The organism is Dactylosporangium sp. NPDC005555, assembly GCF_040605635.1.
In the GTDB taxonomy this organism is placed as follows: domain Bacteria; phylum Actinomycetota; class Actinomycetes; order Mycobacteriales; family Micromonosporaceae; genus Dactylosporangium.
Genome location: NZ_JBEXDG010000002.1, coordinates 318,470 through 342,679, shown reverse-complemented (window position 1 = coordinate 342,679; position 24,210 = coordinate 318,470). Strand labels below are relative to the sequence as shown.

Below are 24,210 nucleotides of genomic sequence, written 5' to 3'. Positions count from 1 at the left end.
AGCGCCTGTGGCGTTGGAATCGTCACCATCCCGCGCATAGCGCGTGAAGATATGACCTTTCAATCAGCAAGATCACGTGCACTGTCATCGGCATGTGCGGAAACATGACCGCTGCGGTATCGATCATGCGGTCGCGGAGACGTGCCCGGCGGTTGCTGACACCATCGGGTGGGAGTTGGTGGACCGCGGACCGTGGTTGCGTAGCGAGTCGCAGCCTGGGTGGTGTCAGTCGACCCACCCCGCTCAATGTGGAGATGCCTCATGGCAAGCCGCGGTGTGATCTTCAAGTCCTGCACCTGCAGCGTCGCCGGACAGGCTGGCCGACGCCGGAACCGCACTTGCCCCCGCCTGGTGGAGCGTGGGCACGGTAACTGGCAGTTCGACTGCCGCGTCCGCGACATCCGAGGCCGCTCTACCCAGGTCCGCCGCGGTGGGTTCCCGTCCCAGGCTGCTGCCACCCGAGCCCGCGATGGCGTCCTGGACCAGTCCCTGGAACGGTTCACCGGTCAGCGTTGGACCGTGGAGCGGTGGCTGCGGTACTGGTTGACTACCAGGACGTCAATCCGGCCGACGACGTTGCGGGTCTACACCCAGCACATCGAGCAGTACCTCATCCCACACCTCGGCCGACTCCGCCTCGCCGACGTCACCGTCAGGCACCTCACTGGCATGTTCGCCGACCTGGCGAAGCAAACTACCCGCAGCGGCCAACCCCTCGCCCCCGCCACCCTGCACCGCATCTGCGCCACCCTGCGCGGCGCACTCAACGCCGCCATCCGCAACGACCTCATCACCGACAACCCCGCCCGGCGAGTCGAACTTCCCAGCCGGCCCCGGCCGCACGCCGTCGTCTGGCCCAGGAACGCGTCGAGCAGTGGCGGCAGCACGGCACCCGCGACAAGGTCACCGTCTGGACCGCCGAACACCTCGCCGCGTTCCTCGACCGAGTCGCCGCCGACCGGCTCTACGCGCTGTGGTGGCTCACCGCGCTGCGCGGCCTTCGCCGGGGCGAAGTAGCCGGGCTGCGCTGGTGCGACGTCGATCTCCAGCACGGCACCGCCACCATCGTCCAGCAGATCACCTGCACCGGACGGCTGATCTACGTCGGACCGCCGAAGAGCGCGGCCAGCCGCCGGGTCATCGCCCTGGACCGACACACCGTCCAGGTCCTCCGCGAACACGCGCGCCGCCAGCGCCTGGAACGCCTCGCCGCCGGGCAGCAGTGGCAGGACACCGGCTACGTGTTCACCCGCGTCGACGGGCGCCCGCTGCACCCGGACTACCTCACCCACCGCTTCCGCCGACTTTGCGGCCTCGCAGAACTGCCGCCGATCCGGCTGCACGACCTCCGCCACGGCGCCGCGTCCCTCGCCCACCAGGCCGGCGCCGACCTCAAGACCATCCAAGACCAACTCGGGCACGCCAGCATCGTCCTGACCGCCGACACCTACACCAGCGTCCTACCCGAATCCCAACGGCGAGCCGCCGCAGCCACCGCCGAACTCGTCCTGACCGCGGCACGGGCCGTGCGGAAGCAGATCAAGAAGCGACGCAACGAGTACGGCGACCACGGCGCCAGATCCGCAACACTCGGCACTCCGGAACGGCCCGTGAACCGTAAAACCGCAGGTCAAGCCCAAGCATCGTGGCCGAATGGACCGCGGGAGAGTAGGAGCGGGAAGAAGCGCGCGACGAGCAACCACCGTCCACATCGGACGAATCGGTAGCATAAAACCGCAGGTCAGCTGGTGGGCCGCCTCGGACTCGAACCGAGAACCTACGGATTAAAAGTCCGCAGCTCTGCCATTGAGCTAGCAGCCCGCGGTTACAGGGTACCGGTCGCCGTCCGACCAGGCATACCGACTTACCGCTGGGCGTGTTTCAGCAGCTCAGGAGCCTTTTGACGACGCATCTTCCGCCTCCGCTCGACCGTGGCTTGCGGCTGGCGTGGTCGAGTTCGACGTCGTGTCACGCTGGCCGCAGAAAGGTTGCCGGAGAACGGTCGTAGGAGGTGCTGTGGTTGAGTGGCTGCGACGGTCGTTCGTGGCCCCAGCAGCGATGTTGGCGGTGTCTGGTGGTGCGTCGCGATCCGGGACGCTGTCCGCAGGAGTGTCGCACGGTGGAGCGATGTGATGGTGGTTGATCGTGCCGGCTCGGTGATCAGCGGCCGCGGGTGGCGGCTGCGGTGGTTGTGCACGGTGGTCGGGTCCTGCTGGTGCGTCGCGGCGTGCCGGAGGTCGGGTTGGTCTGGCAGTTTCCGGCGGGCAAGGCTGAGGCCGGGGAATCAGACGCGGAGGCGGCGGTCCGTGAGGCGCGGGAGGAAACGGGACTGCCGGTCGGGCCGGTCGGGTGGCTCGGGGAACGGGTGCATCCCGTGACCGGGCGGTGGACCGGGTATGTCGCCTGCCAGGTACTGGGACGGCGCCGGCGGAGGTCGCCGAGGTCGTGTGGTGCGACCGGGACGACCTGGCGCGGATGGTGCCGGCACGGCTGTATGACCCTGTCGGCGCGTAGCTGGATGGCATGCTGCGGGGCCGTCCCACCGGACCTCTCAACTATCTCTCGGTGAAGGTCAAGGTTGTCACTGCTTTCCTGGTTCTTTCGAGGTGGCTCTAGTGAGTTTTTCTGAGATTCTCCGGGCGGTCCTGCGGAGGTGGCGTACAGCACTCCCCGCTCTAGTTGCCACCTGCACGGTCTTCGTCATTCAAATAATTTTCTTTCCGCACCTCTTTGCCGTGGCCTTCCTTGCTGGAATCGTGATCTGGGCCTACTGCATTCGACGTATTTTGGGCAAAGCTTCAAATGGCGGCCAGTAGTTTCACCAGTGGCCCGTGGCGAGGTTGGTTGCAGCCAGCCCGCCACGGGCAGTGGGCGCAGCGGTCGGGCGTTGGCGAGGCCTTGGTGTGGTCGATATTCGTTGTAGAAGCTCGACCGGGTCACCGCGTACTGGGAGTACTACCGGACGAATCTGCCGGCGGACATGAAGGTGAGCTGTACGGCAACCGGGTCCGCATCGAGCCCGGAGCGTTCGGCGGCTCAAACGGCCCCGTCAAGCGGGAGAACAAACTGAAACCTGAGGCGGGTGTTTCCGTCTCACGCGTCGTGCCTGGTCAGAGGGGGATCTGGTACAGGATGAAGCCCCGGTTGACCGCTACGTCGTCGTACAGGCGGCGGGCCGTCGTGTTGGTGTGGTGGGTCGACCAGTAGACGCGGTTGCAGCCCCGCGAACGGGCTCGGTCCGTGACTGCGGCGATCAGCGCCCGTGCCACGCCCTTGCCGCGGGCGGACGGGGCGGTGAACAGGTCCTGCAGGTAGCACACGTCGTCGGTCGTGGTGCTCGCGTGGACGAGGAAGTGGGCGATGCCGACCAGCGAACCGTCCAGGAAAGCGCCGAGGGCGTGGATGCGGGTGTCCTCCTGGAATCCGGCCCACGCCGAGTCGAAGCGATCAGCGGGCAGGACCCGCTCGTAGAACGTGTTGTAGCCGGCGAAGAGGACCTCCCACGCGGCACGGTCTTCGGGGCGCAGCGGCGCGATGGTGATCATAAATGGACCCTATACAGGGGTGATGATCACCGGGAGGCGAGCGGGCGAAGTTGGAGAAGTGGTGAGCGCACCGGCCGCGGGCAACGAAAAACGGGGGGCGATGGCCCCCCGTTTTCACGAACAGGTCAGTTGGAAGCGAACGTGCCCTCGGCGAACGTGGCGTCGAGACGGGCCTGCAGCGCGTCGAGCTGGTGGAACTCGCTGGCGTTGTAGGACTCGGAGCCCTCGGCGGCGAAGACGTGGTCCGACTCGGCGGCGGAGTGGTCGTACGAGGTGAAGTCCGACTCCTCGTAGTGCCCGCCGTTCGGGTCCGTGTACTCGACGTGGTGGCCCTGGTCGAAGGACGTCGACTCGGCGGACGCGTGGTCCTGCTCGTACACGCCGAACTGCGACTGGTAGTCCTGCTCGCTGGCGTCGACCTCGTGCACCTGGTCGAGGGACTCGTGCTCCTGGCCGGTCTCGAACTCGCCGTACTCGCTCATGTCATTCCCTTTTTGTGAAAGCTGGCATTTATGTGGTGTTCAGTGCGCTCTTGCGATGTGCTGAACACTACGGACGCCGCCGGGAGGTCAAATCCCGGAAACGTGCCACGAGAGGAAGTACGCGATGCGGGTCGACGAACTGCTCGTCGAAGGCTTCGGGCGGCTGCCCGACCTCGTCAAAGGGGCGGTCGAGGGGTTGAGCGCCGAGCAGCTGCGGTGGGCGCCGGCGCCCGGCGCGAACACGATCGGCTGGCTGGTCTGGCACCTCACGCGGGTGCAGGACGAGCACGTCACGGAGCTGATCGACGGCGCCGGACAGCTGTGGGTCAGCGGCGATCACGCCAAGAGGTTCGGGTTGCGGGCCGACCCGGACGACACCGGCTACGGGCACACCGCGGAGCAGGTCCAGGCGGTGCGGCCGGACGGGCCCGAAGCGTTGATCGGGTACTTCGAGGCGGTTTCCGAACGGACGGTCGAGTGGCTCGGCACGCTGACGGAGCAGGACCTCGACCGGATCGTCGACGAGCGATGGGATCCGCCGGTGACGCTCGGCGTGCGGCTGGTCAGCGTGCTGGACGACGACACCCAGCACGCCGGGCAGGCCGCGTACGTCCGAGGTCTCATTCCCTGACGGCACCGGCGGAAACGTCATGGACGACACACGGCCACGGGCGCGTTCCAGTGGTGTACTTGATCTGCACGATCCACACTCTGATCGGGAGATGTAGATGGACGAGCGTGCACAAGGACGTCACCGCGTCGTCGTCGTGGGCGCGGGTTTCGGCGGTCTGTTCGCCACCAAGGCGCTCAAGAACGCGCCCGTGGACGTGACCCTCATCAACGGCACCGCCTACCATCTGTTCCAGCCGTTGCTGTACCAGGTTGCCACCGGCATCCTGTCGGAGGGCGAGATCGCGCCGCCGATCCGGGAGATCCTCAAGCGGCAGGACAACGCGAAGGTGCTGCTCGGGACCGTCACGGAGGTCGATCCGGAGGCGAAGACCGTGACCGCGGTCGCGCCCGGGACCAGCTACACCGTCGGATATGACTCGCTGATCGTGGCCGCCGGCGCGTCGCAGTCGTATTTCGGCAACGACGGCTTCGCCGCGCACGCGCCCGGTATGAAGAGCATCGACGACGCGCTGGAGCTGCGCGGGCGGATCTTCGGTGCGTTCGAGCTCGCGGAGCTGGAGACCGACCCGGCCGCGGTCGAGCGGTGGCTGACGTTCGTCGTCGTCGGCGCCGGCCCGACCGGCGTGGAGATGGCGGGCCAGATCGCCGAGCTCGCCCACCGGCACCTGCCTGGTCAGTACCGCAACATCGATCCCAAACAGGCCCGCATCATCCTGGTCGACGCGCTGGACACGGTGCTGTCCACGTTCGGCGACCACCTGTCGACCAAGGCGCTGCGGCAGCTGCACAAGATGGGTGTCGAGGTCGAGCTCGGCACCAAGGTCGTCGACGTCTACGAGACCGGCATCGAGGTGGACACCCGCAACGGGCGCCGGCGCATCGAGTCGATGACGAAGATCTGGGCGGCCGGCGTGGCCGCGCCGGGGCTGTCGACGCAGCTGGCGAAGGCGACGGGCGCGTCGACGGACCGCGCCGGGCGGATCGAGGTCAACCCCGACTGCACCGTCCCCGGCCATCCGGAGATCTTCGCCGTCGGCGACATGATGTCCCTCGACCGGCTGCCGGGCGTCGCGCAGGTCGCGATCCAGAGCGGCCGGCACGCCGCCGGGCAGATCAAGAAGCGGCTGGCCGGCGAGCCGACCGGGCAGCCGTTCAAGTACTTCGACAAGGGCAGCATGGCGACGATCTCCCGCTTCTCGGCGGTCGCGAGCGTCGGCAAGCTGCACTTCTCCGGGATCATTGGCTGGCTCATGTGGCTCGCGGTGCACCTGCTGTATCTGGTCGGCTTCAAGAACCGGGTCACCGCGGTCATGCACTGGTTCGTCAGCTTCATCGGCCGCGGCCGCTCGGAGCGGGTCGCCACGTTCCAGCAGGTCTTCGCGCGGCGCGCGCTGCAGGAATACCGGGAGCATCTCCCCTAGAGTGGCGGCGTGGCAGCGTGTCCCGAGCAGACCAGCGATGGTCGCTCCGGGGTAACCCCGGGGACGCAGGATTGAGCACGGCAGCGCATCGCCGGCGCGCCCCCGCGCTCCGCGCGGCTCGGCGCAGGCACGACCGGGATTCGTCGGGGCACGCTGCCCACGTGGTCGCCGGCGCGCTCGCGGACGCTTTTCTGACCGTCGAGTGGGCGCGCGGGCCGCTGCTCGACGTGGGCTACGAGGTGCTGGGGCGGCGGCCGCGCTGGCTCGGCCCCGTCGTCACCGCCGTCCTGCGCGCCTATCGTGTGGCGCCCGCCGACCGGCCTCGCGAGTTGGCCGGGTTCATCAGCGCTCCGGCGTACCAGCCGGTCAAGGTCCGCCGGGCGGCCGCCACCCGAACCGTCCGGCAGCGGTGGGACTCGCCGCGGATCGACGATCTGGCGGCGCTCGCCGAGTTCCTCGACGTCACCCCGGACGAGCTGGACTGGTTCGCCGACCGTCGCGGGATGAACCGGAAGCACGGCGACCAGAAGGTGCGGCATTACTCGTACACCTGGATCGGCGAACGACTGATCGAGGCGCCGAAATCGCGTCTGAAGGCGATCCAGCGCCGCGTGCTGGACGAGGTGCTCGGGCCGTTGCCGGTGCACGACGCGGCGCACGGGTTCGTGCCGGGGCGGTCGGTGCACACGTTCGCCGCGCCGCACGCCGGGCAAGCGACATTGGTGCGGCTGGATCTGCGGGCATTCTTCACCAGCATCACCGCGGGGCGGATCTACGGATTGTTCCGCACTGCCGGTTATCCGGAGCCGGTCGCGCACGCGTTGACCGCGCTGTGCACCACGCGGACCCCGCATGCGGTTTCGGGGCGGATCGAGCACCGGACCCCGCACCTGCCGCAGGGCGCGCCGACGTCGCCGGCCCTCGCGAATCTGGTGGCGTTCCGGCTGGACCGCCGGCTTTCGGGGCTCGCCGCCCGGTTCGGCGCCGGCTACTGCCGCTACGCCGATGACCTGGCGTTTTCGGGGTCCTTGTCGAACCCTGGCCGTCTTGTCGCCGCTGTCGTTGCGGTCGCATCGGAGGAAGGTTTCCGGGTCAATCCGGCGAAGACGCGCATCCGGGGGCGCGGCGCCCAGCAACGGCTGGCCGGTCTGGTCGTCAATTCGCGCCCGGCGATCCCTCGCGCCGATTACGACCGACTGCGGGCCGTGCTGCATTCCGCCGCCCGCGATGGTCTGGAGGCCGCCAACCGGGACGGGCATCCGGACTTCGCCGCGCATCTCGCGGGTCTGGTCGCCTGGGCCTCACACGGCCATCCTGCGCGGGCCGCTCGTCTGGGGCGCATGCTGCGTTCCGCGAAAGAGAAGGGCGCCCCACTCCCCGGGGCGCCCTTCTAGCCTTTTCTTTTTCTTTGTCAGCAGCTCAGGTTGCCCGCTCCGACGCCCACGCCCAGGATTCCGACGAACCGCTGGTACGCCGCCACCCGGCTCTGCACCTGCGCCGGGTTTCGCCCGCCGCACTCGAGGCTGCCGTTGATGCTGCGGATCGTCTCGCCGAAGCCGGCCCCGTTGACCATCGCGTTGTGCGGCGTCATCGTGCCCGGGCCGGTCTGGGTGTTCCAGTACCAGAGCGCGGTCTTCATCGCCACGGCCGGGTCGGTCTGCACCAGGTTCGGGTTGCGCAGCAGGTCGATCCCGAGCGCGTCACCGGCGGCCTTGTAGTTGAAGTTCCAGCTGAGCTGGATCGGCCCGCGGCCGTAGTACGCGGCCTGCCCGGCGGGGCACCCGTACGACTGGCTCGTGTCGCAGTAGTGCGGGTAGTTCGCGGTGTTCTGCTCCACGATGTGCACCAGTCCACCGGTCTCGTGGTTCGCGTTCGCGAGGAACGCCGCCGCCTCCTGCTTGCGCTGCGCGTCCGAGCCCGTCCTGGCGAACGCGGGGTAGGCGTTCAGCGCCGCGACCAGGCCGTTGTACGTGTAGAACGGGTTCCTGCTCGGGAACATCTGGTTGAACTGGGCCTCGCTGACGACAAAGGCTCCGTTCGACGGGGGTGGCGTCGTGGTGCCTCCCCCTCCGCCGCCGTTGCAGGTGTACGGGTCCCAGTACCAGGTGCTGATCGTGGGGCTGTACCCCGGGTTGTCGTGCTCGGCGATGTAGTAGCCGCCGTCCGTGAACTTGACGATGTCCCCGGTGACGTAGTTGCGCCCCTGCTGCCACGCCGGGAAGCTGCACCCGCCCGCGGAGCCGGTCTGCGTCGGCGGCTGCGGCGTGCTCCCGCCGCACGTTCCCTGGTCCTGCCACACCCCGGTGCTCCCGGGCGGCGCTTCGTTCTGCGTCCACCACTTGGCGAGGAAGTTGCGCCCGTTCCGCGACACCGTCGCGCCCCCGGTGTAAACCGACGACGCCTGCCACGCGGGCGCGCAGGAGGCAGCCGACGCCGGCAGCATGTTGAAGACGGCCACGACACCACCGACGACGGCGGTTGCGGCCAGCCCTGCCAGCAGACGCACTCTGGACACCAGATCACTTCCGTTCAGCTCGACTCCGTCCATATGACCAGCCCAAGACCCTCAACAGTACAAACAACATCAATTAATGAACAATCTTTACGGTTTCGCTAAGCCGCGCCGCGCCTCTCCGCGGCGAGCCGCGGGGCGGGGGATTCCCACCCCGCACCCCCAAATGCGCCGCGCGGCGGCGCACTGCCTGCGCGAGCGCGGCAGCTTCCGCGCTCCATCCCGGTGGCTCAGGCCGCATCCCCCGAACCCGAACCGAGTCTGACGTAAAGGAAATTACGACCCGGCGCGCGATGCGTCAGGCCGCTCACCTACTCCGTCACCGCCACCATCACCCCGCCCTGATGCGCGCCGCACGCCTCGATGACGTCCGGCTGGCAGGACCCGTCCGTCCGATTCCGACCCATGACGCATCCGCAGCGACGAGCAGCCGACGCGGTTTGTTCGGCCGGAAGGACGGGCCGCACGCCGTCGGGAGGGCCTCGTCTGAGCAGGTCGGGAACCCCGAAGGCAGTCACGCTGAGCGATCATCGGGTGGCGTAGAACAACCGGGAGGGCATGATTGTTGCAAGGTTGCGAAAACCGTTGAGTGATTTGCGTCACGTGGATTTCTTTTGGCAGGCTTAGGCGACCTGCTGGGATGGCACCGTTTCGAGAGGTGCGTCACAGCGGCGCACAATCGGTGCGCTGCGCGGGCGAATCGCCCTGAGTAGGCTGGCCGTCGGTCTCGTCCGACAAGGTGCCGCCCCCCGCGGCGCCGGGCGCGGCTGCCGCCTAATCGCCGGGTGACCCGGCGAATCGGGGACCCAACCGTAACTGGGGTGAATCCGCGGGCAACCGCGGTAGGGATCGTTCCGTCCCGAACCCGTCAGCTAACCCGGTCGGCGGCCGACGGAAGGAACAACGAGCCAGATGTCATCACGACATCCCGGACGGCGGATCTTCGCCGCTCTGATGACGGCAATGACGGCAGTCACGGCCGCCGTCGTTTACGCCGCCGCGCCCGCTGGGGCCGAGCCGGGCGACGACACGGGCGACGAAGGGTCCAACGCGACGCTCGCCCAGGTCCTCGACGAGAGCACCCGCGCGTGGATCGAGGCGAAGGACAAGTTCGACGCTTCGGTGAAGAGCCAGGCCGATCTCACCGCCAAGCTCGCCGTCACGGAGAAGGATCTGGCGAGGGTCACCGAGCAGGTGGCCGCCATCGCCGTAGCGGCGTATCAGACAGGGCCGCTCAGCACGTTCGTGGCGCTGATGGACTCCGGCAGCCCGACCGGGTTCGCGGAGCGGGCCGGGTCGATCGACGAGATCGCGCGGCACAACGACAACCTGCTGCGCGACCTCAACCAGCTGAAGAAGGACCAGGCGACGCAGAAGGCCGCCCTGGAGGGAGAGGTCAAGCTCCAGCAGGAGCAGGTGGCCGTGATGGCCGCGAAGAAGAAGGAAGCCGAGAAGGGTCTGTCCCAGGCGGGCGGCCCGAGCAACGGCTTCGTCTCCGCGAACCTGCCCCTCGCCGCCCCCTCGCCGCGCAACTCCAGCGGTGGCTGGTCGGCCGAGAGCTGCAAGCAGAACGATCCCACGACCACCGGCTGCATCACGATGCGAACGTTGCACGCGATGCAGCAGGCGCAGGGTGCGGGCTTCAAGCGGTTCGTCTCCTGTTACCGGCCGAGTGGTCCGTACGAGCACCCCAAGGGCCGGGCGTGTGACTTCTCGGTGCAGGCGAAGTCCGGCTTCGGCGGGGTCGCGGCCGGGGAGGACAAGGTCTACGGGGCCAACCTGGCGACCTACTTCGTGAAGAACGCGGACCGGTTGGGCGTCATGTACGTCATCTGGTTCAAACAGGTGTGGACACCCGCGGTCGGCTGGCACCACTACAGCGGCGTCGGCGGGGACCCCTCCAGCGACCACACGAACCACGTGCACCTGTCCATGCTGTAGGCAAGGACGACGTGCCACCTGTGCTCAGCGAGAAGCACCTGTCCATCCTGTAGCTCTCACGTCTGCGGCCGGCCGGCCGATAGGGCAACTGTCGACCGGCCGACGCAGGGTGAGGGGAAACGACGTGAAGCACCGACTCGTGACGCGTAGCGACTTCGACGGTCTGGTGTGCGCCGTCCTGTTGCGTCACCTGGACCTCATCGGCGACATCACGTTCGTGCACCCGAAGGACGTCCAGGACGGCACGGCCGAGATCGGGCCCAACGACATCCTGACGAACCTGCCCTACGCGCCGGGAGCCCATCTCGTCTTCGACCATCACCACTCGGAGACGCTGCGCAACCCGGGCGAGAAGAGCAACTACATCATCGACGCCGGGGCGCCGTCCGCGGCCCGCGTCATCTACGACCACTTCGGCGGCGCGCCGCGCTTCCCGCACGTGTCGGACGAGCTGATGGAAGCGGTCGACAAGGCCGATTCCGCGCAGTACGACATCACGGACATCCTGCAGCCGGTCGGCTGGACGCTGCTGAACTTCCTCATGGACAGCCGCACCGGGCTGGGCCGGTTCCGGCAGTTCAGGATCTCCAACTACCAGCTGATGATGCAGCTCATCGACGCGTGCATCGATCATCAGGACGTCGAGGAGATTCTCGCGCTGCCGGACGTGGCCGAGCGCGCCGAGCTGTTCCGCGAGCAGCAGGAGCTCTTCGTGGACCAGTTGCGGCGGGTGAGCCACGTCGAGGGGGACGTCGTCGTCGTGGATCTCCGGGACGAGGAAGTGATCTACGCCGGGAACCGGTTCATGGTGTACGCCATGTTCCCCGAGGCCCGGGTCTCCATCCACGTGATCTGGGGCAGGCAGAAGCTCAACACGGTGTTCGCGGTGGGCAGGTCGATCCTCGACCGAACGTCTCCGACCGACATCGGCTCGGTGATGCTGCAGTACGGCGGTGGCGGGCACCTCGCGGCCGGCACCTGCCAGGTCCCGCACGACGAGTCGGAGCGGGTCCTGGCGGAGATCGTCGCCAAGGTGGGCGCCCCCAGAGCCGCCGTGCTGAGCAACTAGACCAGCGCGTTGGCCCGGTCGGTGACCTGCAGCAGCACCCGGCCGGCGACGTCGAGCTCCTCAGGGGTCAGGCCGCCGTACAGCGCGGCAGTGATCTCGTCGATGCCGGCGCTGATCGCGTCGTGGCGCTCCCGCCCCAGCGCGGTGAGCGTGATGTCGCCGGTGAACAGCGCGGCGTCTTCGACGACGGCGGCGACGAGCGAGGGGTCGGCCCGCAGGCCGGTCGCCATGCGGGCGACGAGCTCGGCGCGGGTCAGGGACTCAGCGGCGGTGAGGTTGATCGCGACCCACTGCTCGAACGTCGTGCCGGAACGCTCCAGCAGACGGTCGAGCACGGCGCGGGTGGCGCGTTCGGCCTGGCCGAGAATGCGGCCGTTCAGCGTGGTCACAGAGACTCCTTGAGAAGGGCGTTCAGGTCATCGACGAACGCTGAACGGCGATCGGCGGGCAGCGGCGCGAGCAGCTGCTCCATGAGGTCGCGGACGATGCCGACGGCCTGGCCGGTGACCTCATGGCCGTGCGGGGTCAGCACCAGCTGCACCGCCCGCGTGTCCGAAGGGTCGGGGAGCCGGTCGAGCAGGCCCGCCGCTTCCAGGGTCCGGGCCAGCTTCGACACATACAGCGCCTCGAGCCCGGTGTGGTCGGCGAGCTGCCGCTGGCTGGGACGTTCGGAAGACATGCCGTAGAGGCTGGCGAGCAGCGAGTACTGCGCATGGGTGAGCCCCAGCGGCCCGAGCGCCCGGTCGACCGCGACCCGCCACTTCATCGACAGACGCCAGACCAGGAACCCAGGAGTAGGACCACTCATGGGAGAAACAGTACATGGCGATAGTAGCCATGGCTACTAAATCAGAGGATCTCCGTGTCCCGCAGAAGGCGCCACAGGCCGGCGCCGTCGGGGGCCCGAAGCCAGCGCTGCGCCGCGTCGGACGAGGACGGCAGGCGGCGGGTGCTCTCGACGGTGGTCGGGAAGCCGCCGGCGAGGACCGCCTGGGTCGGCGAGAGGTGCCGGATCGCGACCGCCGCGACGCCGTCCGGGTGCTCGGCGACGAACTCCGCGTAGATCTCGGGGTCGTGCTGCCCGTCGTCGCCGACGAGCAGCCACCGGATGTCGGGGAACTCCGAGGCCAGCCGCGCCAGGGACGCCCGCTTGTGCGCCTGGCCGGACCGGAAGAACCGGTCGGGCTGCGGCCCCCAGTCGGTCAGCAGGAGCGGGCCCGCCGGGTACAGGTGCCGCGAAAGGAACCGGGTGAGCGTAGCGGCGACGTTCCACGCGCCGGTCGAGAGATAGAAGACCGGGGCGCCGGGGTTGGCGTTGACGAGGCGCTCGTAGAGCACGGCCATCCCGGGCACGGACGCGCGGGCGTGCTCGTCGAGGACGAACGTGTTCCACGCGGCCAGCAGCGGGCGCGGCAGCGTGGTGATCATGACGGTGTCGTCGACGTCGGAGACGATGCCGAAGCGCACGGTGGGGTCGATGATCCGGACCGGCGCCTCGACCGGGGCGCTGCCCTCGCTCTGCAGCGTGACCGTGGCCCAGCCGGGGACGAGGTCGGCCTCGATGACCGTGTCGATGAAGCCGCCGCGGTCGCAGCGGACCTCGCACGTCCGACCGCCGGCCGTGATCAGGACGGGCGCGTCGGACACGGAGACGGCGGTGAACGAGCGCCAGCCGCGCAGCTTCTTGAGCCGCTTGCCGGGTTTCGGGTCCAGGCGCGCGAGCAGCACCCGGCCGAGGACCCGGACCCAGCCGGGGCCGCCGTAGCCGGTGTACGGGGTGACGGCGACCTTCCACCCGCGCAGCCTGAGCCGCCGCTCCAGCACGTCGTGGAAGGCGTCCTCGATGCGCGCGGCGCGGTGCAGGCGGACCGGACCTGAAGGGGTCAACGACACGCGCTCACCCTGTCACAGCGCCCCCGGTGCCGCACCATCACACGGAGGGTGACAGTTACCCGACCATGGCATGAAACCGTGAGACCGAACACATCTGGCGCTTCTAGCGTTGGTGTTATCAGGAACACACACCAGGGAGTGCGAGATGGCAACCACGACATTCGAGGCGGTGCGGGCCGAGGCGCTGTTCGTCTCAGACCTGCAGTGCTCGCAGGCGCCGAGGAGCGACGAGATCCGCGCGGCGGTGGCGACCACGCTGCGGCGGGTCGGCATCAATGGCTGCGCGACCCAGGTCGCCGGCGAGTTCGGCGACCACCCGGAGACGGCGGTGGCGCGGATGGCGTGGGCCCTCGCGCTGATCCGCTCGACCTACCCGGCCCGCCGGAACGCGCCGAGGTCAGCGCACCTGCTGACCCGCAGCGCGTGAAAAACACAGAACATGGGTATCGCGCGCACATGCAGGAACTACATGTCTCACTCGACGACGCTCAGCTCAGCCCGGCGGCGCAGAAGCTGCAGGAGCCTCTCGAAGCCCAGCTGAGCTCGGCGTTGCAGCGCGCCGCCGAGATCGTGGAACAGGACTACCACGGGGAGACCGCCGCCGAGGTCGCCGACCGGTTGCTGGAGATCGCGAAGTCGAGCCTCCACCCGGACATCGCCGCCGCCTTCGCGCCGAACCCCGCCGAGCTCGACCGGGCCGCCAGAGCGGTCATCGAAAACGTCCGAACCGGGTCGTGAGCGACTTTCACGAAATGCCCCGATCGTGCAACTCAACCGCTCCACACTGAGGTTCCTACCGCCGCCGGACCTTGGAGGACTGCCGTGGAGCAGCACAAACTCACGATCGACATGAACGACGCCACGATCGAACAGTTGCGCGACCACCACTTCGCGCTCTTCGGCCTCCACGCGATCGCCACCTCGGCGAGCGGCACCCCGACCATCTGGCTCTCCGTGCACTACCTCGAACGCCATCTCGAGGTCACGTGGCAGGAGACGTATTCGATGTTCACGGCCCGCCACAAGGCCCTGGCGCCGAGCACGAAAGTGGTGCCGACGCACAACTACCCGGCGCCGCTGGGCAGCGTCCTCACGGTCGCGGGCAACGACGGCGCGGGCATCGTCACGCCGGGCGGCCCGGCCGGCCACCTGGAGATCGACAACACCGGGCGGATCGAGCTCGGCGCCGGCCTGTGCGTCCACGACACGCACGGCATGTATCAGCCGGTCGGCATCTTCGACCTGGTCGACGTGGACCTGTTCCAGCCGATCCCGAAGGTCGCGTTCTTCTTCTCGCCGATCCCGCACATGGCCGGCGAGGTCACGACCAGGGCGCTGGGCCCCGGCATCCTGCTGGACTACTCCAGGGCACGGGACCGCAGCTTCTCCGTCGAGTACGACCTGCACAACGGCTGGTCGGTGGAGAACCGCCCCTACGCCAAGGCGATCGCCGCGAACGAACTGCTCAACCCCCTGCTGCTGGTGCGGTCCTCGGCCCTGCAGGCGCTCGCGATGCAGCGCCAGCGGGTCACCGCCTCGGGCATGGGCCCGATCAGGCGTTGAGCACCCAGTCCACGCGGTGGGCCTCCGTGGGGTCGGGCGTCTCCCAGCGCCCGGCCATCCGGTCGATCACACCGTCGGGGACCGGCCGCGGGCGGGCGCGGTTGCGGCGGCGCATGACATCGGGCGGCGCCTCGACGCTGACGATCTCGACCCTCCCGCCGTAGTCGGCGACCAGCCCGATGCAGCGGGCGCGCAGCTGGCGGGTCAGGTTGGTGGCGTTCCACACGAACGGTTTCCGCGCTCGGAGCAGCACCTTGGCCTGGTCGGTCGCGGCGGCGATCACCGGGCCCTGGTCATCGGTGGGCTTCACGGCGAGCCGCTCGCGCCAGGCGTCGAGGCTGACCACGGCCACGCCGGGCCGGTTGGCGGCGATCCAGTGGTCCTTGCCGGAGCCGGGCAGGCCCGACATGACGGTGACGGTGACCGTGGTGTCGTCGTAGGCGTCGTGGTCCGCGACCCGCGAAGGGTTCCGGAAATAGGTGAACCGCGAGTGGTCCGACGGGAAGCGCCGCGGTCTGTCGAGGCAGCCGTCGTCGCTGGCGTACTGGACGAAGAGCTCGACATTCTCGAGCATCCCCGACGCGTCGGCGCACGAGCGGCCCAGGATGTCCGCCGTGGCCAGAACACCCAGATCGTCGTTGCGGGCCAGCAGGCTGACCCGGTGGACGATCCGGTCGAGGTCCCCGCGCGGCCGCTCCAGGGCCCAGAAGGGCACCTGATGGTGCCGGATCAGCGCGGCGACGTGCTCCCGCCAGGCGATCGGCACGCCGGCCTCCCACAGCACCCGCCGCGCGATGAGGTCCCCGCGGCGCGAGTGGCCGTGCGCGGTGATCCGCCCGTCGTCCTCGACCTGGGTGCAGTACGGCTTCGCCGCATCGTGCAGCAGGACGGCGGCGAAGAGCCGGACCCGCTCGTCCTCGGGCCGCTCGCGCCAGGCGGGCAGCGCGGCGAGCGCCTCGCAGGCCATGCGCGTGTGCGTGGCGACGTCGCCCTCGGCATGGTGCACCGCGTCCTGCGGTACACCATCCAACCGGCGGACCCAGTCGAACTCGGCGTGGATCTCCGCCCACGGCACCGACCAGCCGGGGCCGGTCGGGCACAGCCGCTCGAAGGCGGTCTTGCCATCGCCCCCACTTCGCTGGCCGCTCATGCCGTCGCCTCCGCTGCGCTCCAGCGCCAGCCTGACCCAGAACTGTCACATGATGAGCGGCCCGAGCCGCTTCGCTGGCCGCTCATGCTCTTACCCGGTTCGCGACGATCGGGCGGTCCTGCCAGTGGCTGCCGGAGTCGAGGATCGCGGTGTGGAAGCTGGGCCGCACCCACTTGTAGCGGCCGAGCACCGTGCCGGCGGACTCCAGCTTCAGGTACAACCCCTCCATGTCCTCGGACATGTCGGTCTCCTTGACGACCTGGTCGGGGTCGGCGCCACCGGCGACGGCCGCCTCGCGCAACGCGTCGCGCCATGCGGGGGTGCGGCAGGTCGACGGCCCGACGAACGCCGTCAGCTCGGCGAGTTTGCCGATGCGGCCGGTGTACAGCACTGGCACGGAGCTCACGGGCAGCCCTTCGAGCAGCTCGCGGCGCCGGTCGGTGGACAGGAACGTCCCGGTCGTGCGGTCGTGGACGTCGAACTCGCAGAAGTGGTGCGGCAGCGCGTCGTAGAAGACGGTGTGCTTGGCGTAGAGCCATTCGCCATACATGACGTATCGATCGGTCAGGACCGGCTGGAGCTGGTAGCGGACCGTCGCGGCCCACGCCTTCAGCGGGCCGAACTGCTTCTCGCGCGGCCCGCCGGTGAGGTAGTGACCGCGGGACTGCAGCAGCAGCCCGCCGGCCGCGTCGAAGCTGATCGCGCAGTTGGCGCCGTCGAGCTTCTCCTCGACGACCAGGTCTTCCCCGGCGAGCTGCGCGAACGGGACCTGGGCCAGGTCGTGGTCGCCCGGCTGCAGGCGGGAGCCCTGCAGGTGGGGTGTTCTCGGGTATTTGCGCAGCACCCGACCGTTGTAGCCCACCCTCGTTCTGCCGCCTAGCGGTTTTTGCTCGGGTGGAGGAAAGGGTCCTACGCCTTCCGCGCGTCAGGCGCGTCCTCAACGATCAGCGTGACATCGTTTTGCCCGAATCAGTTGCCCGAAGACACCCATTGGGGCAACTTTGGGAGGATTTGTGAACCGAAGGACAGCGAAGGGGCTCGCCCTCTTCACCGCGGTGGCGACGGCGCTGGTCGTCGCCCCGGCCACCGGCGCGTCGGCAGCACCCGGGGCGCCGGGCGCGGACTCGGCAGGGGTCGCGTCGAAGATCACCTGGGGGCAGTGCGAGAGCCCCGGCCTGCAGCGCCGCGGCGCTGAGTGCGGCCTGCTCGACGTCCCGCTCGACTACAGCAAGCCCAACGGCAAGAAGATCCAGCTCGCCGTCTCGCGGATCAAGGCGAAGGTCGCGGCGAAGGACTACCAGGGCATCATGCTGGTCAACCCCGGCGGCCCCGGCGGCTCCGGGCTGACGCTGTCGGTGCTGGGCGAATACGTCCCCAACAAGGCCGGCGAGGCCTACGACTGGATCGGCTTCGACCCGCGCGGCGTCGGCTCCAGCGTCCCCGCGCTGTCGTGCGACAACGACTACTTCAACGGGCCGCGTCCGGAGTACATCCCCTGGAACCAGAGCATCGAGAAGACCTGGCTCAACCGGTCCAAGGACTACGCCAAGGCCTGTGGCAAGGCGGGCGGCGCGCTGCTGGACCACATGACGACGGTCGACTCGGTCAACGACATGGAGTCGATCCGTAAGTCGCTGGGCGCCAGCCAGATCAACTTCTACGGCTTCTCCTACGGCACGTACCTCGGCCAGGTGTACGGCACGCTGTACCCGAAGCAGGTCCGCCGCATGGTCCTGGACGGGAACGTCGACGTGCGGAAGGTCTGGTACCAGGCCAACCTCGACCAGGACGTGAACTTCGAGCGCAACGTGCGCATCTGGTTCGACTGGGTCGCCAAGTACGACTCGGTCTACCACCTGGGCAAGACCGGCACCGAGGTGCAGCTGCGCTGGTACGCGGAGCAGAACAAGCTGCGCGCCAAGCCGGCCGGCGGTGTCGTCGGCCCCGACGAGTTCACCGACATCTTCCTGTACTCCGGCTACTACCAGTCGACGTGGCTGGAGCTGGCCGAGGCGTTCGCCGGCTGGGCCAACGACAAGAACACCGACCTGATCGTCGCGGCGTACGAGAACTACGTCGGCCCCGGCGACGACAACGGCTTCGCGGTCTACAACGCGGTGCAGTGCACCGACGTCCAGTGGCCGCAGAGCTGGAACACCTGGGAGCGCGACAACTGGAAGACGTTCCTCAAGGCGCCGTTCATGACGTGGGACAACGCCTGGTACAACGCGGCCTGCCTGTACTGGCCCGGCAAGGTCTCCAAGCCGGTCAAGGTCGACGGCTCGAAGGTCCAGAGCGTGCTCTTCGTCGGCACGACGCTGGACGCGGCCACGCCGTTCGAGGGCAGCCTCGAGGCGCGCCGGCGCTTCCCGCACAGCGCACTGCTGGCGGAGGTCGGCCAGACCACGCACGCCAACTCGCTCAACGGCAACGAGTGCGTGGACAACGTGATCGCCGACTACCTCGCGACGGGCAAGCTGCCGAAGCGCAAGGCGGGCGACAAGCCGGACGCGACCTGCGACGCGCTGCCGCAGCCCGACCCGACGGCGGCCTCGCTGCAGGCGAAGTCGCTGCGGGCGGACAGTGCCGCGGTGCCCTCGGTTCGTGAGCCGCTGTACCCGGTGCACCACTGAGTTTTCCGGCAACAAAGGCGGGGCCTCCGGTTTTCCGGGGCCCCGCCTTCGTGTGCCGCCATGCTTTGCCGCTGCTGGGCTTCTGCTGTCCTACCTACTGCTGGACGATGAACTCGACCCGGCGGTTGATCGCCTTGGCGGCGTCGCTGGTGTCGGGGACCTTCGGGCGGGACTCGCCGAAGCCCTTGGAGGTCAGCCGATCCGCGGCGATGCCCTGGGCGATCAGCGTGTCGAGGACCGTCCTCGCGCGGGCCTCGCTGAGCGTCTGGTTCTTCGCCTCGGTGCCGGTGCTGTCGGTGTGGCCCTCGATGCTGATCCGGATGCTCGGGTTGGCCTTGAGGATCGACGTGACGTTGGCGACGACCGCCTGGCCCTGCTGGGTCAGCGTCGCGCTGTTGTTCTCGAACTCGACCGTCGGCAGCGCCACCAGCTGCGTCTGCACCTGCTCGGCCTTGGCCTCGCCGACCGCGAGCTCGTTGCGCACGATGCCGGTGACCTCGCGGGCCGCCAGCTCCGCTTTGTCCTTCACCTCCTGCGAGGCGACCGTGCCGGTCAGCGTCACGGTGCCGCCCTGCAGGTCGACGACCCCGGCCTTGGTGTCCTTGCCGAGCGCGGCCAGCACCGGCGCGAGTGCCGCGACCTTGACGCCGTCGCTGCTGCGTTTCGCGTCGACGGTCACCTCGTCGAGGACATTCTCCGCGCCGAACGCCGTCTTCGCCGCGTCGGCGAGCCCCGACTTGGCGGCGTCGTCGGCGACGGTACCGGTCAGCGTGACCTTGCCCGCGTCGACGAGCAGCTTCACCGCGACCGGTGACGGGGGCACCTCGACCTTCGGCGGCGCGATGACCGTGACGACGCGGACGCCCTCGACGCCGCGGGAGACCTCCTCGGCCTTCTGCTTTTCGTCGGCGGAGTCCACCTTGACCGTGCCGTCGCGCCCCGTGAACGACACGTCGGCGTCGATCCCGGCGTTGCTCAGCGCAACCTTCGTGTGGTCGGTCAGGAGGTTCTCGACGTGGTGCCGGAACGGCACCTCCATGCCGCCGACGAGCGCCGCCAGCCCGACCACGCCGACCACGATCGGCACGAACGGGTTGACCCTGCGCAGCTCGTGCCGCACGGTCCTGGTCGTCGTCGTGCCCGCCATCAGGCTTCGCCGCCGGCTTCGGTGCTGGCTTTGCTGCTCGCTTCGGAGCCGGCTTCGGAGCCGGCACCGGTGCCGGCTTCGGTGCTGACGAAGGGCTTGTCCGTGGGCTCGCGGCCGGCGATCAGCCAGTCGGTCAGCGCCTTGAACTCCTCTTCCTTGCCCTCGGCGAGCAGGCGCGCCTGCCGGGCCCAGGTGACGATGCTCGGGGCGAAGTGGAGGTTCGCGTCCTCGATCGCGGTGCGCAGCGTGTCGACGTCGGAGTCGGCAAGCTTCGTGTAGGTCCGGATCCCCGCGGCGAGCAGCGCGCCCGACATCTTCGGGCCGATCCCCTCGATCCGCTGCAGGTCGTCCGGCGGCCCGTCATCCACGGCGACCGCCGCGACGACCGGCTCGACCGCGGCCGGCGCCTTGGCCACCACAACCGGCTCGGCGATGGGCTCCGCGACGGCAACGGGCTCGGGCTCGGGCTCGGGCTCCAGGACGGGCTCGGGCTCGGCGACGGGCTCGGCGACGGGCTCGGCGGCCAGGGCGACCTCGGGCTCGGGCTCCACCACCGGCTCGACCTCTGCGACCGGCGCCACGACGGGCTCGGCGGCGACGGGCTTCTTCTGGGTGGGTTCGCGACCGGCGATCAGGTAGTCCGTGAGCGCCTTGAACTCCTCCTCCTTGCCGTCGGCAAGGAGACGCGCCTGCCGCCCCCACGAGCCGATGCTCGGGGCGAACCGCAGGTTGGCGTCGGCGAGCGCGTCCTCCAAAGTGGACCGCTCGGCGTCGGCCAGCGCCGCGAACGTGGTGATGCCCGCCGCCTTGAGCGCTGCGGCGATCTTCGGGCCGATGCCCTCGATCCTGGCGAGGTCGTCCTCGGCCTTGGGCGCGTCCTCGACAACCGGGGTCGCCGCGAACGCGGACTCGACGTCGGCGACCAGTTCGTCGTCCACATGGACCGGGTTGTCCACAGCGGGCGCCTCGACCTCGGCGACCGGCTCGGGTTCGGGAGTAGGTTCGGGCTCGACAACAAGTTCGGGTTCGGCGACCGGCTCGGGCTCGGCGACCGGCTCGGGTTCCGCGGCGGGCTCGGGTTCGGCGACCGCGACGGGGGCCGGGTCCTCGACGATCGGGTCGGTGGCGGCGGGCTCGGCCGGCAGCGGCTCGGCGGCCGACACGGAGTCCGCCTCGTCCTTGGCCGGCTCGGACGACGCGACCGGCTCGGCCGACGCGGCGGTCGGCGCGACCAGCGGCTGAATGGCCGGCACGGCAGGTGAGGTGGTGGTTTCCTGGGAGCGGACCCGGCGCACCTGACGGCCCCACCAGAGGTAACCGACGAGCAGGCCGAGTAGGAAGGCAATGACGATGAACAGCAGTGACTGGTTGATGAACCAGGTCACGACGGGCCTCCGGGGGAAAGTGACCGACGCGTGATTGGGGGAAGTTTGCGGGCAGCCTTCCATACCTCGATGCTTGGCAACAGAGCCGGAAAGACGGCACGACCTGCCGGTTCTGTCTGTTCGCTCACGCGGGTGCCGGGCCCGTGTCTCACCCTCGGAAGCATTTGCGCTGATGAGAGGGCATGTGACGGGCCGTGACGGCCGGTCCGTCGGAAAATCCGTGCAACCGTGGTTGTCGCGCCGATGGAAAGCTTGGTGCGCAAGCTCACGACATGGCTGGTGAACTGGAGGTCGACGGAGCATGGGCAAGACGACACGGGTCCTGACGTTGGCGGCGATCGCCGCCGCGGCAGGTGGGGTGGCGTGGGCGCTGCGTGATCTTCCGGCGCAGTTGGGCGCGGTGGCCTCCGGTGCGCGTGCGGAGCGGATGCGGCGGTCCCCGCAGTATGGGGACGGCAGGTTCGTGAACCCTGTGCCGCGTGAGGTGCTGCCCGACGGCGCGATGGCGGCCGCGTTCCGCGAACTGCTCCTGGGCCAGCAGCCCCGGCGCCCGAAGGGGGTGATTCCGGTGGTGAGGCCGGCGTTCCCCGCGAAGCAGGAAGGCGACCTGCACGTCACCTGGCTGGGACACTCGACGGCCCTGGCGGAGGTCGAGGGCGTGCGGGTGCTGTTCGACCCGGTGTGGAGCGACCGGTGCTCGCCGACGTCGTTCGTCGGGCCGAAGCGGCTGCACCCGATGCCGCTCGGGCTCGAGGAGCTGCCGAGGATCGACGCGATCGTGATCTCGCACGACCACTACGACCACCTGGACCTCGCGTCCATCAAGGCCCTCGCGCGCACCCAGCAGGCGCCGTTCCTGGTGCCGCTGGGCGTCGGGGCGCACCTGGAGCGCTGGGGTGTGCCACTGGACCGGATCATCGAGCTGGACTGGGACGAGTCGTTCGACGTCCGGCACGTCACGCTGACCGCGACGGCGGCGCGGCACTTCTCCGGCCGGCGGTTCAGCCGTGACGGCACGCTGTGGGCGTCGTGGGCGGTCAAGGGCGAGCGGCGCAGCCTGTTCTACACCGGTGACTCCGGCTACTGGGGTGGTTACAAGGAGATCGGCGAGCTGCACGGGCCGTTCGACGTGTCGCTGATCCAGGTCGGCGCGTATGGCGACGCGTGGCCGGACATCCACATGAAGCCCGAGGACGGGGCGAGCGCGCACCTGGACGTGCGGGCCGGGGTGCTGATCCCGCTGCACTGGTGCACGTTCAACCTGGCCGTGCACGCGTGGTCGGAGCCGGTCGAGCGGCTGCTCGACGAGGCCGCGGCCCGCGACATCACGCTCGCGATCCCGCGCCCGGGTGACCGGATCAACATCGACGCGTTGCCGGCAGTTGAACCGTGGTGGCGCGCTATTGCGTAAGGGTTACATGCGCAGCTCAGAGCACGTGTCGGGACACACACGCCAGGACCCGGCAAACCACTGGCGATGACAGGCCCTCTCGACGTACTGTATCGATACAGACAATGCTGGATCGATGCAGAGAAGGGAGGGACCTGAGCCATGAAAGCGACGTTGCAGACCATCGCCGACGAGCTCGGCGTGTCACGCAGCACGGTGTCCAACGCCTACAGCCGGCCGGATCAGCTCTCCCCTGAGCTGCGCGCCAGGATCCTCTCGGCGGCGCAGCGGCTGGGCTATTCGGGTCCCAACCCGACGGCGCGTTCGCTGCGCAGCGGCAAGGTCAACGCGATCGGTGTGCTGCTGACCGACAACCTGTCGATGGCGTTCACCGACCCCTACGCGGTGGCCTACCTGCGCGGGCTCGCGGAAGCGGCCTCGGCGCGGGAGACCTCGCTGCTGCTGCTCAACCTGCCCAAGGACGAGGAGGCGGGCCGGCGCGTCATCAGCAACGCAGCCGTCGACGCCTTCTGCCTGTACTGCGTGCCCGACTGGCACTCCGCACTCGACCTCGTCCGCTCCCGCGGGGTGCCTGTCGTGATCGGCGAGGACCCGCTGGCGTTCGGGCCGGAGGCGAGCTACGTCGGCATCGACGAGCGCGCGGCGGCCCGGCGGCTGGGCGAGCACGTCGTCAACCTCGGCCACCGCGACATCGCGGTGGTGGCGCACTGGATCGTCGACGACGGCGTCACCGCACAGGTGCACGCCGACCCCGACGACCTGCGCTACTACGTGACCGGCGAGCGGGTCCGCGGCTTCCGCGACGCGCTGCTGGCCGCGGGGGTGCCGTGGGAGAAGGTCGCGCTGATCAACGCGGCGGGCAACCAGCGCGAGGAGGGCGCCGAAGCGGCGGCCCACGCGCTCGACCGGCTCGACCGGGCGACCGCGATCCTCTGCACCTCCGACGTCCTCGCCCTCGGCGTCCTCGACGCGCTGCGGGTGCGGGGCCTGCAGGCCGGCCGGGACGTCTCGGTCACCGGCTTCGACGACATCCCCGAGGCCGGCGCCGCCGGGCTCACCACGATCCGCCAGCCCAGCGTCGAGCGCGGGCGGCTCGCGGGCGAGCTGCTGCTCGACCCGCCCGAGGACCCGGCGCTGCGTCGCCTGACGCTGCCCGTATCCCTGGTGGTCAGGTCGACCACCGGACCCAACACTGCCAAGGAGAAGCCATGACCCCGATCGCCCTGATCATGTCGCTGGAGGCCGTCCGCCTGGAGGCCACCTCGGCGCTGCCCAACGCCCCCGTCATCGACGACCGTCGCCGTGAGTCGGTGACCATGGGCAAGATGCGCAACTTCACCGCTCGCACGCTGCGCCGCGCGGCAGACCGGGTCGAGCCCACGCCGGCCCTCACCTACGGGTAATCGCGGGCGGCTCAACGAGAAG

General features: G+C 69.3%; 25 protein-coding genes, 1 tRNA gene and 1 riboswitch. Of the genes, 15 read left to right on the top strand and 11 right to left on the bottom strand.

Annotated features, from left to right (window positions below; translation table 11 throughout):
* The first annotated feature begins 246 nt into the window (after nucleotides 1-246).
* Together ABZS58_RS04240 and ABZS58_RS04235 are read left to right on the top strand one after the other, a co-directional pair.
* Complete coding sequence (locus ABZS58_RS04240) at nucleotides 247-1,017, top strand: hypothetical protein (protein ID WP_354777442.1); 771 nt, start codon at nucleotides 247-249, stop codon at nucleotides 1,015-1,017.
* Nucleotides 972-1,727, top strand: coding sequence for a site-specific integrase (locus ABZS58_RS04235; protein ID WP_354777440.1), 756 nt, complete (start codon nucleotides 972-974; stop codon nucleotides 1,725-1,727). The genes ABZS58_RS04240 and ABZS58_RS04235 overlap by 46 nt, the downstream gene beginning before the upstream one ends.
* A gap of 19 nt (nucleotides 1,728-1,746) precedes the next feature.
* Here the strand turns inward: ABZS58_RS04235 and ABZS58_RS04230 are convergent.
* Nucleotides 1,747-1,821, bottom strand: a tRNA-Lys gene (locus ABZS58_RS04230).
* A gap of 352 nt (nucleotides 1,822-2,173) precedes the next feature.
* Here ABZS58_RS04230 and ABZS58_RS04225 point away from each other — a divergent pair.
* Complete coding sequence (locus ABZS58_RS04225) at nucleotides 2,174-2,569, top strand: NUDIX hydrolase (protein WP_354777386.1); 396 nt, start codon at nucleotides 2,174-2,176, stop codon at nucleotides 2,567-2,569.
* 541 nt (nucleotides 2,570-3,110) lie between these two features.
* Here the strand turns inward: ABZS58_RS04225 and ABZS58_RS04220 are convergent.
* Nucleotides 3,111-3,545, bottom strand: a complete 435-nt coding sequence (locus tag ABZS58_RS04220; RefSeq protein WP_354777384.1) for a GNAT family N-acetyltransferase — start codon at nucleotides 3,543-3,545, stop codon at nucleotides 3,111-3,113.
* A 125-nt stretch (nucleotides 3,546-3,670) separates the two neighbouring features.
* On the bottom strand, nucleotides 3,671-4,027 hold the full coding sequence (locus tag ABZS58_RS04215; protein ID WP_354777382.1) for a hypothetical protein: 357 nt from the start codon (nucleotides 4,025-4,027) through the stop codon (nucleotides 3,671-3,673).
* Between the two features lie 124 nt (nucleotides 4,028-4,151).
* Here ABZS58_RS04215 and ABZS58_RS04210 point away from each other — a divergent pair, with 124 nt between their 5' ends.
* From ABZS58_RS04210 to ABZS58_RS04200, 3 genes are all read left to right on the top strand, one after another.
* Nucleotides 4,152-4,658, top strand: coding sequence for a DUF664 domain-containing protein (locus ABZS58_RS04210; RefSeq protein ID WP_354777380.1), 507 nt, complete (start codon nucleotides 4,152-4,154; stop codon nucleotides 4,656-4,658).
* A 97-nt stretch (nucleotides 4,659-4,755) separates the two neighbouring features.
* On the top strand, nucleotides 4,756-6,081 hold the full coding sequence (locus ABZS58_RS04205) for an NAD(P)/FAD-dependent oxidoreductase (RefSeq protein WP_354777378.1): 1,326 nt from the start codon (nucleotides 4,756-4,758) through the stop codon (nucleotides 6,079-6,081).
* A gap of 161 nt (nucleotides 6,082-6,242) precedes the next feature.
* Complete coding sequence (locus ABZS58_RS04200) at nucleotides 6,243-7,475, top strand: reverse transcriptase family protein (protein ID WP_354777376.1); 1,233 nt, start codon at nucleotides 6,243-6,245, stop codon at nucleotides 7,473-7,475.
* A gap of 17 nt (nucleotides 7,476-7,492) precedes the next feature.
* Here the strand turns inward: ABZS58_RS04200 and ABZS58_RS04195 are convergent, their stop codons facing one another.
* The gene (locus tag ABZS58_RS04195) at nucleotides 7,493-8,596 is read right to left on the bottom strand and encodes a glycoside hydrolase family 19 protein (RefSeq protein ID WP_354777374.1); all 1,104 of its coding nucleotides are present in this window, start codon (nucleotides 8,594-8,596) and stop codon (nucleotides 7,493-7,495) included.
* Between the two features lie 758 nt (nucleotides 8,597-9,354).
* A riboswitch (cyclic di-AMP (ydaO/yuaA leader) is annotated at nucleotides 9,355-9,496 on the top strand.
* 60 nt (nucleotides 9,497-9,556) lie between these two features.
* Between ABZS58_RS04195 and ABZS58_RS04190 the strand changes: the two genes are divergently transcribed.
* Nucleotides 9,557-10,534 (top strand): hypothetical protein, encoded by a 978-nt coding sequence (locus tag ABZS58_RS04190; RefSeq protein ID WP_354777372.1) that lies wholly within the window; start codon nucleotides 9,557-9,559, stop codon nucleotides 10,532-10,534.
* A gap of 139 nt (nucleotides 10,535-10,673) precedes the next feature.
* Entirely contained in the window at nucleotides 10,674-11,603 is a 930-nt protein-coding gene (locus ABZS58_RS04185; RefSeq protein ID WP_354777370.1) for an exopolyphosphatase, read from the top strand.
* Here ABZS58_RS04185 and ABZS58_RS04180 read toward each other — a convergent pair.
* Genes ABZS58_RS04180 through ABZS58_RS04170 form a run of 3 tightly spaced genes read right to left on the bottom strand, consistent with a single transcriptional unit; the run spans nucleotide 11,600 to nucleotide 13,496 of the window.
* Complete coding sequence (locus ABZS58_RS04180) at nucleotides 11,600-11,992, bottom strand: hypothetical protein (RefSeq protein WP_354777368.1); 393 nt, start codon at nucleotides 11,990-11,992, stop codon at nucleotides 11,600-11,602. The genes ABZS58_RS04185 and ABZS58_RS04180 overlap by 4 nt on opposite strands.
* Nucleotides 11,989-12,411: a MarR family transcriptional regulator gene (locus ABZS58_RS04175; RefSeq protein WP_354777366.1), complete on the bottom strand. Its 423-nt coding sequence runs from the start codon at nucleotides 12,409-12,411 to the stop codon at nucleotides 11,989-11,991. The genes ABZS58_RS04180 and ABZS58_RS04175 overlap by 4 nt, the downstream gene beginning before the upstream one ends.
* A 41-nt stretch (nucleotides 12,412-12,452) precedes the next feature.
* The gene (locus ABZS58_RS04170) at nucleotides 12,453-13,496 is read right to left on the bottom strand and encodes a phosphatase domain-containing protein (RefSeq protein ID WP_354777364.1); all 1,044 of its coding nucleotides are present in this window, start codon (nucleotides 13,494-13,496) and stop codon (nucleotides 12,453-12,455) included.
* 145 nt (nucleotides 13,497-13,641) lie between these two features.
* Here ABZS58_RS04170 and ABZS58_RS04165 point away from each other — a divergent pair, with 145 nt between their 5' ends.
* The 3 genes from ABZS58_RS04165 (at nucleotide 13,642) to ABZS58_RS04155 (ending at nucleotide 15,059) form a co-directional block, all read left to right on the top strand.
* On the top strand, nucleotides 13,642-13,923 hold the full coding sequence (locus ABZS58_RS04165) for a hypothetical protein (RefSeq protein ID WP_354777362.1): 282 nt from the start codon (nucleotides 13,642-13,644) through the stop codon (nucleotides 13,921-13,923).
* A gap of 29 nt (nucleotides 13,924-13,952) precedes the next feature.
* Nucleotides 13,953-14,234: a hypothetical protein gene (locus ABZS58_RS04160; RefSeq protein ID WP_354777360.1), complete on the top strand. Its 282-nt coding sequence runs from the start codon at nucleotides 13,953-13,955 to the stop codon at nucleotides 14,232-14,234.
* Between the two features lie 84 nt (nucleotides 14,235-14,318).
* Nucleotides 14,319-15,059, top strand: coding sequence for a hypothetical protein (locus ABZS58_RS04155; RefSeq protein WP_354777358.1), 741 nt, complete (start codon nucleotides 14,319-14,321; stop codon nucleotides 15,057-15,059).
* Here ABZS58_RS04155 and ABZS58_RS04150 read toward each other — a convergent pair.
* Nucleotides 15,049-16,209 (bottom strand): AAA family ATPase, encoded by a 1,161-nt coding sequence (locus tag ABZS58_RS04150; RefSeq protein WP_354777356.1) that lies wholly within the window; start codon nucleotides 16,207-16,209, stop codon nucleotides 15,049-15,051. The genes ABZS58_RS04155 and ABZS58_RS04150 overlap by 11 nt on opposite strands.
* An 82-nt stretch (nucleotides 16,210-16,291) precedes the next feature.
* Nucleotides 16,292-17,053, bottom strand: coding sequence for an RNA ligase family protein (locus ABZS58_RS04145; protein ID WP_354777354.1), 762 nt, complete (start codon nucleotides 17,051-17,053; stop codon nucleotides 16,292-16,294).
* A 169-nt stretch (nucleotides 17,054-17,222) separates the two neighbouring features.
* Between ABZS58_RS04145 and ABZS58_RS04140 the strand changes: the two genes are divergently transcribed.
* The gene (locus ABZS58_RS04140; RefSeq protein ID WP_354777352.1) at nucleotides 17,223-18,842 is read left to right on the top strand and encodes an alpha/beta hydrolase; all 1,620 of its coding nucleotides are present in this window, start codon (nucleotides 17,223-17,225) and stop codon (nucleotides 18,840-18,842) included.
* Nucleotides 18,843-18,936: 94 nt separating this feature from the next.
* Here the strand turns inward: ABZS58_RS04140 and ABZS58_RS04135 are convergent, their stop codons facing one another.
* Together ABZS58_RS04135 and ABZS58_RS04130 are read right to left on the bottom strand one after the other, a co-directional pair.
* A complete protein-coding gene (locus ABZS58_RS04135) occupies nucleotides 18,937-19,989 on the bottom strand; it encodes an OmpA family protein (protein ID WP_354777350.1) in 1,053 nt (350 codons plus the stop codon).
* Entirely contained in the window at nucleotides 19,989-21,374 is a 1,386-nt protein-coding gene (locus ABZS58_RS04130) for a helix-hairpin-helix domain-containing protein (protein ID WP_354777349.1), read from the bottom strand. The genes ABZS58_RS04135 and ABZS58_RS04130 overlap by 1 nt, the downstream gene beginning before the upstream one ends.
* Nucleotides 21,375-21,675: 301 nt before the next feature.
* On the opposite strand from ABZS58_RS04130, the gene ABZS58_RS04125 reads away from it, so the two are divergent.
* From ABZS58_RS04125 to ABZS58_RS04115, 3 genes are all read left to right on the top strand, one after another.
* On the top strand, nucleotides 21,676-22,785 hold the full coding sequence (locus ABZS58_RS04125) for an MBL fold metallo-hydrolase (RefSeq protein WP_354777347.1): 1,110 nt from the start codon (nucleotides 21,676-21,678) through the stop codon (nucleotides 22,783-22,785).
* A 141-nt stretch (nucleotides 22,786-22,926) separates the two neighbouring features.
* Nucleotides 22,927-23,997 (top strand): LacI family DNA-binding transcriptional regulator, encoded by a 1,071-nt coding sequence (locus ABZS58_RS04120; protein WP_354777346.1) that lies wholly within the window; start codon nucleotides 22,927-22,929, stop codon nucleotides 23,995-23,997.
* Nucleotides 23,994-24,188: a hypothetical protein gene (locus tag ABZS58_RS04115; protein WP_354777344.1), complete on the top strand. Its 195-nt coding sequence runs from the start codon at nucleotides 23,994-23,996 to the stop codon at nucleotides 24,186-24,188. The genes ABZS58_RS04120 and ABZS58_RS04115 overlap by 4 nt, the downstream gene beginning before the upstream one ends.
* Nucleotides 24,189-24,210: the final 22 nt, after the last annotated feature.

What these genes read in the sequence shown, in the direction of transcription:
- ABZS58_RS04240 (WP_354777442.1), top strand. Translation starts at nt 247, where the DNA reads ATGTGGAGATGCCTCATGGCAAGCCGCGGTGTGATCTTCAAGTCCTGC.
- ABZS58_RS04220 (WP_354777384.1), bottom strand. Translation starts at nt 3,545, where the DNA reads ATGATCACCATCGCGCCGCTGCGCCCCGAAGACCGTGCCGCGTGGGAG.
- ABZS58_RS04215 (WP_354777382.1), bottom strand. Translation starts at nt 4,027, where the DNA reads ATGAGCGAGTACGGCGAGTTCGAGACCGGCCAGGAGCACGAGTCCCTC.
- ABZS58_RS04210 (WP_354777380.1), top strand. Translation starts at nt 4,152, where the DNA reads ATGCGGGTCGACGAACTGCTCGTCGAAGGCTTCGGGCGGCTGCCCGAC.
- ABZS58_RS04205 (WP_354777378.1), top strand. Translation starts at nt 4,756, where the DNA reads ATGGACGAGCGTGCACAAGGACGTCACCGCGTCGTCGTCGTGGGCGCG.
- ABZS58_RS04190 (WP_354777372.1), top strand. Translation starts at nt 9,557, where the DNA reads ATGACGGCAGTCACGGCCGCCGTCGTTTACGCCGCCGCGCCCGCTGGG.
- ABZS58_RS04175 (WP_354777366.1), bottom strand. Translation starts at nt 12,411, where the DNA reads ATGAGTGGTCCTACTCCTGGGTTCCTGGTCTGGCGTCTGTCGATGAAG.
- ABZS58_RS04165 (WP_354777362.1), top strand. Translation starts at nt 13,642, where the DNA reads ATGGCAACCACGACATTCGAGGCGGTGCGGGCCGAGGCGCTGTTCGTC.
- ABZS58_RS04160 (WP_354777360.1), top strand. Translation starts at nt 13,953, where the DNA reads ATGCAGGAACTACATGTCTCACTCGACGACGCTCAGCTCAGCCCGGCG.
- ABZS58_RS04150 (WP_354777356.1), bottom strand. Translation starts at nt 16,209, where the DNA reads ATGAGCGGCCAGCGAAGTGGGGGCGATGGCAAGACCGCCTTCGAGCGG.
- ABZS58_RS04135 (WP_354777350.1), bottom strand. Translation starts at nt 19,989, where the DNA reads ATGGCGGGCACGACGACGACCAGGACCGTGCGGCACGAGCTGCGCAGG.
- ABZS58_RS04125 (WP_354777347.1), top strand. Translation starts at nt 21,676, where the DNA reads ATGGGCAAGACGACACGGGTCCTGACGTTGGCGGCGATCGCCGCCGCG.
- ABZS58_RS04120 (WP_354777346.1), top strand. Translation starts at nt 22,927, where the DNA reads ATGAAAGCGACGTTGCAGACCATCGCCGACGAGCTCGGCGTGTCACGC.
- ABZS58_RS04115 (WP_354777344.1), top strand. Translation starts at nt 23,994, where the DNA reads ATGACCCCGATCGCCCTGATCATGTCGCTGGAGGCCGTCCGCCTGGAG.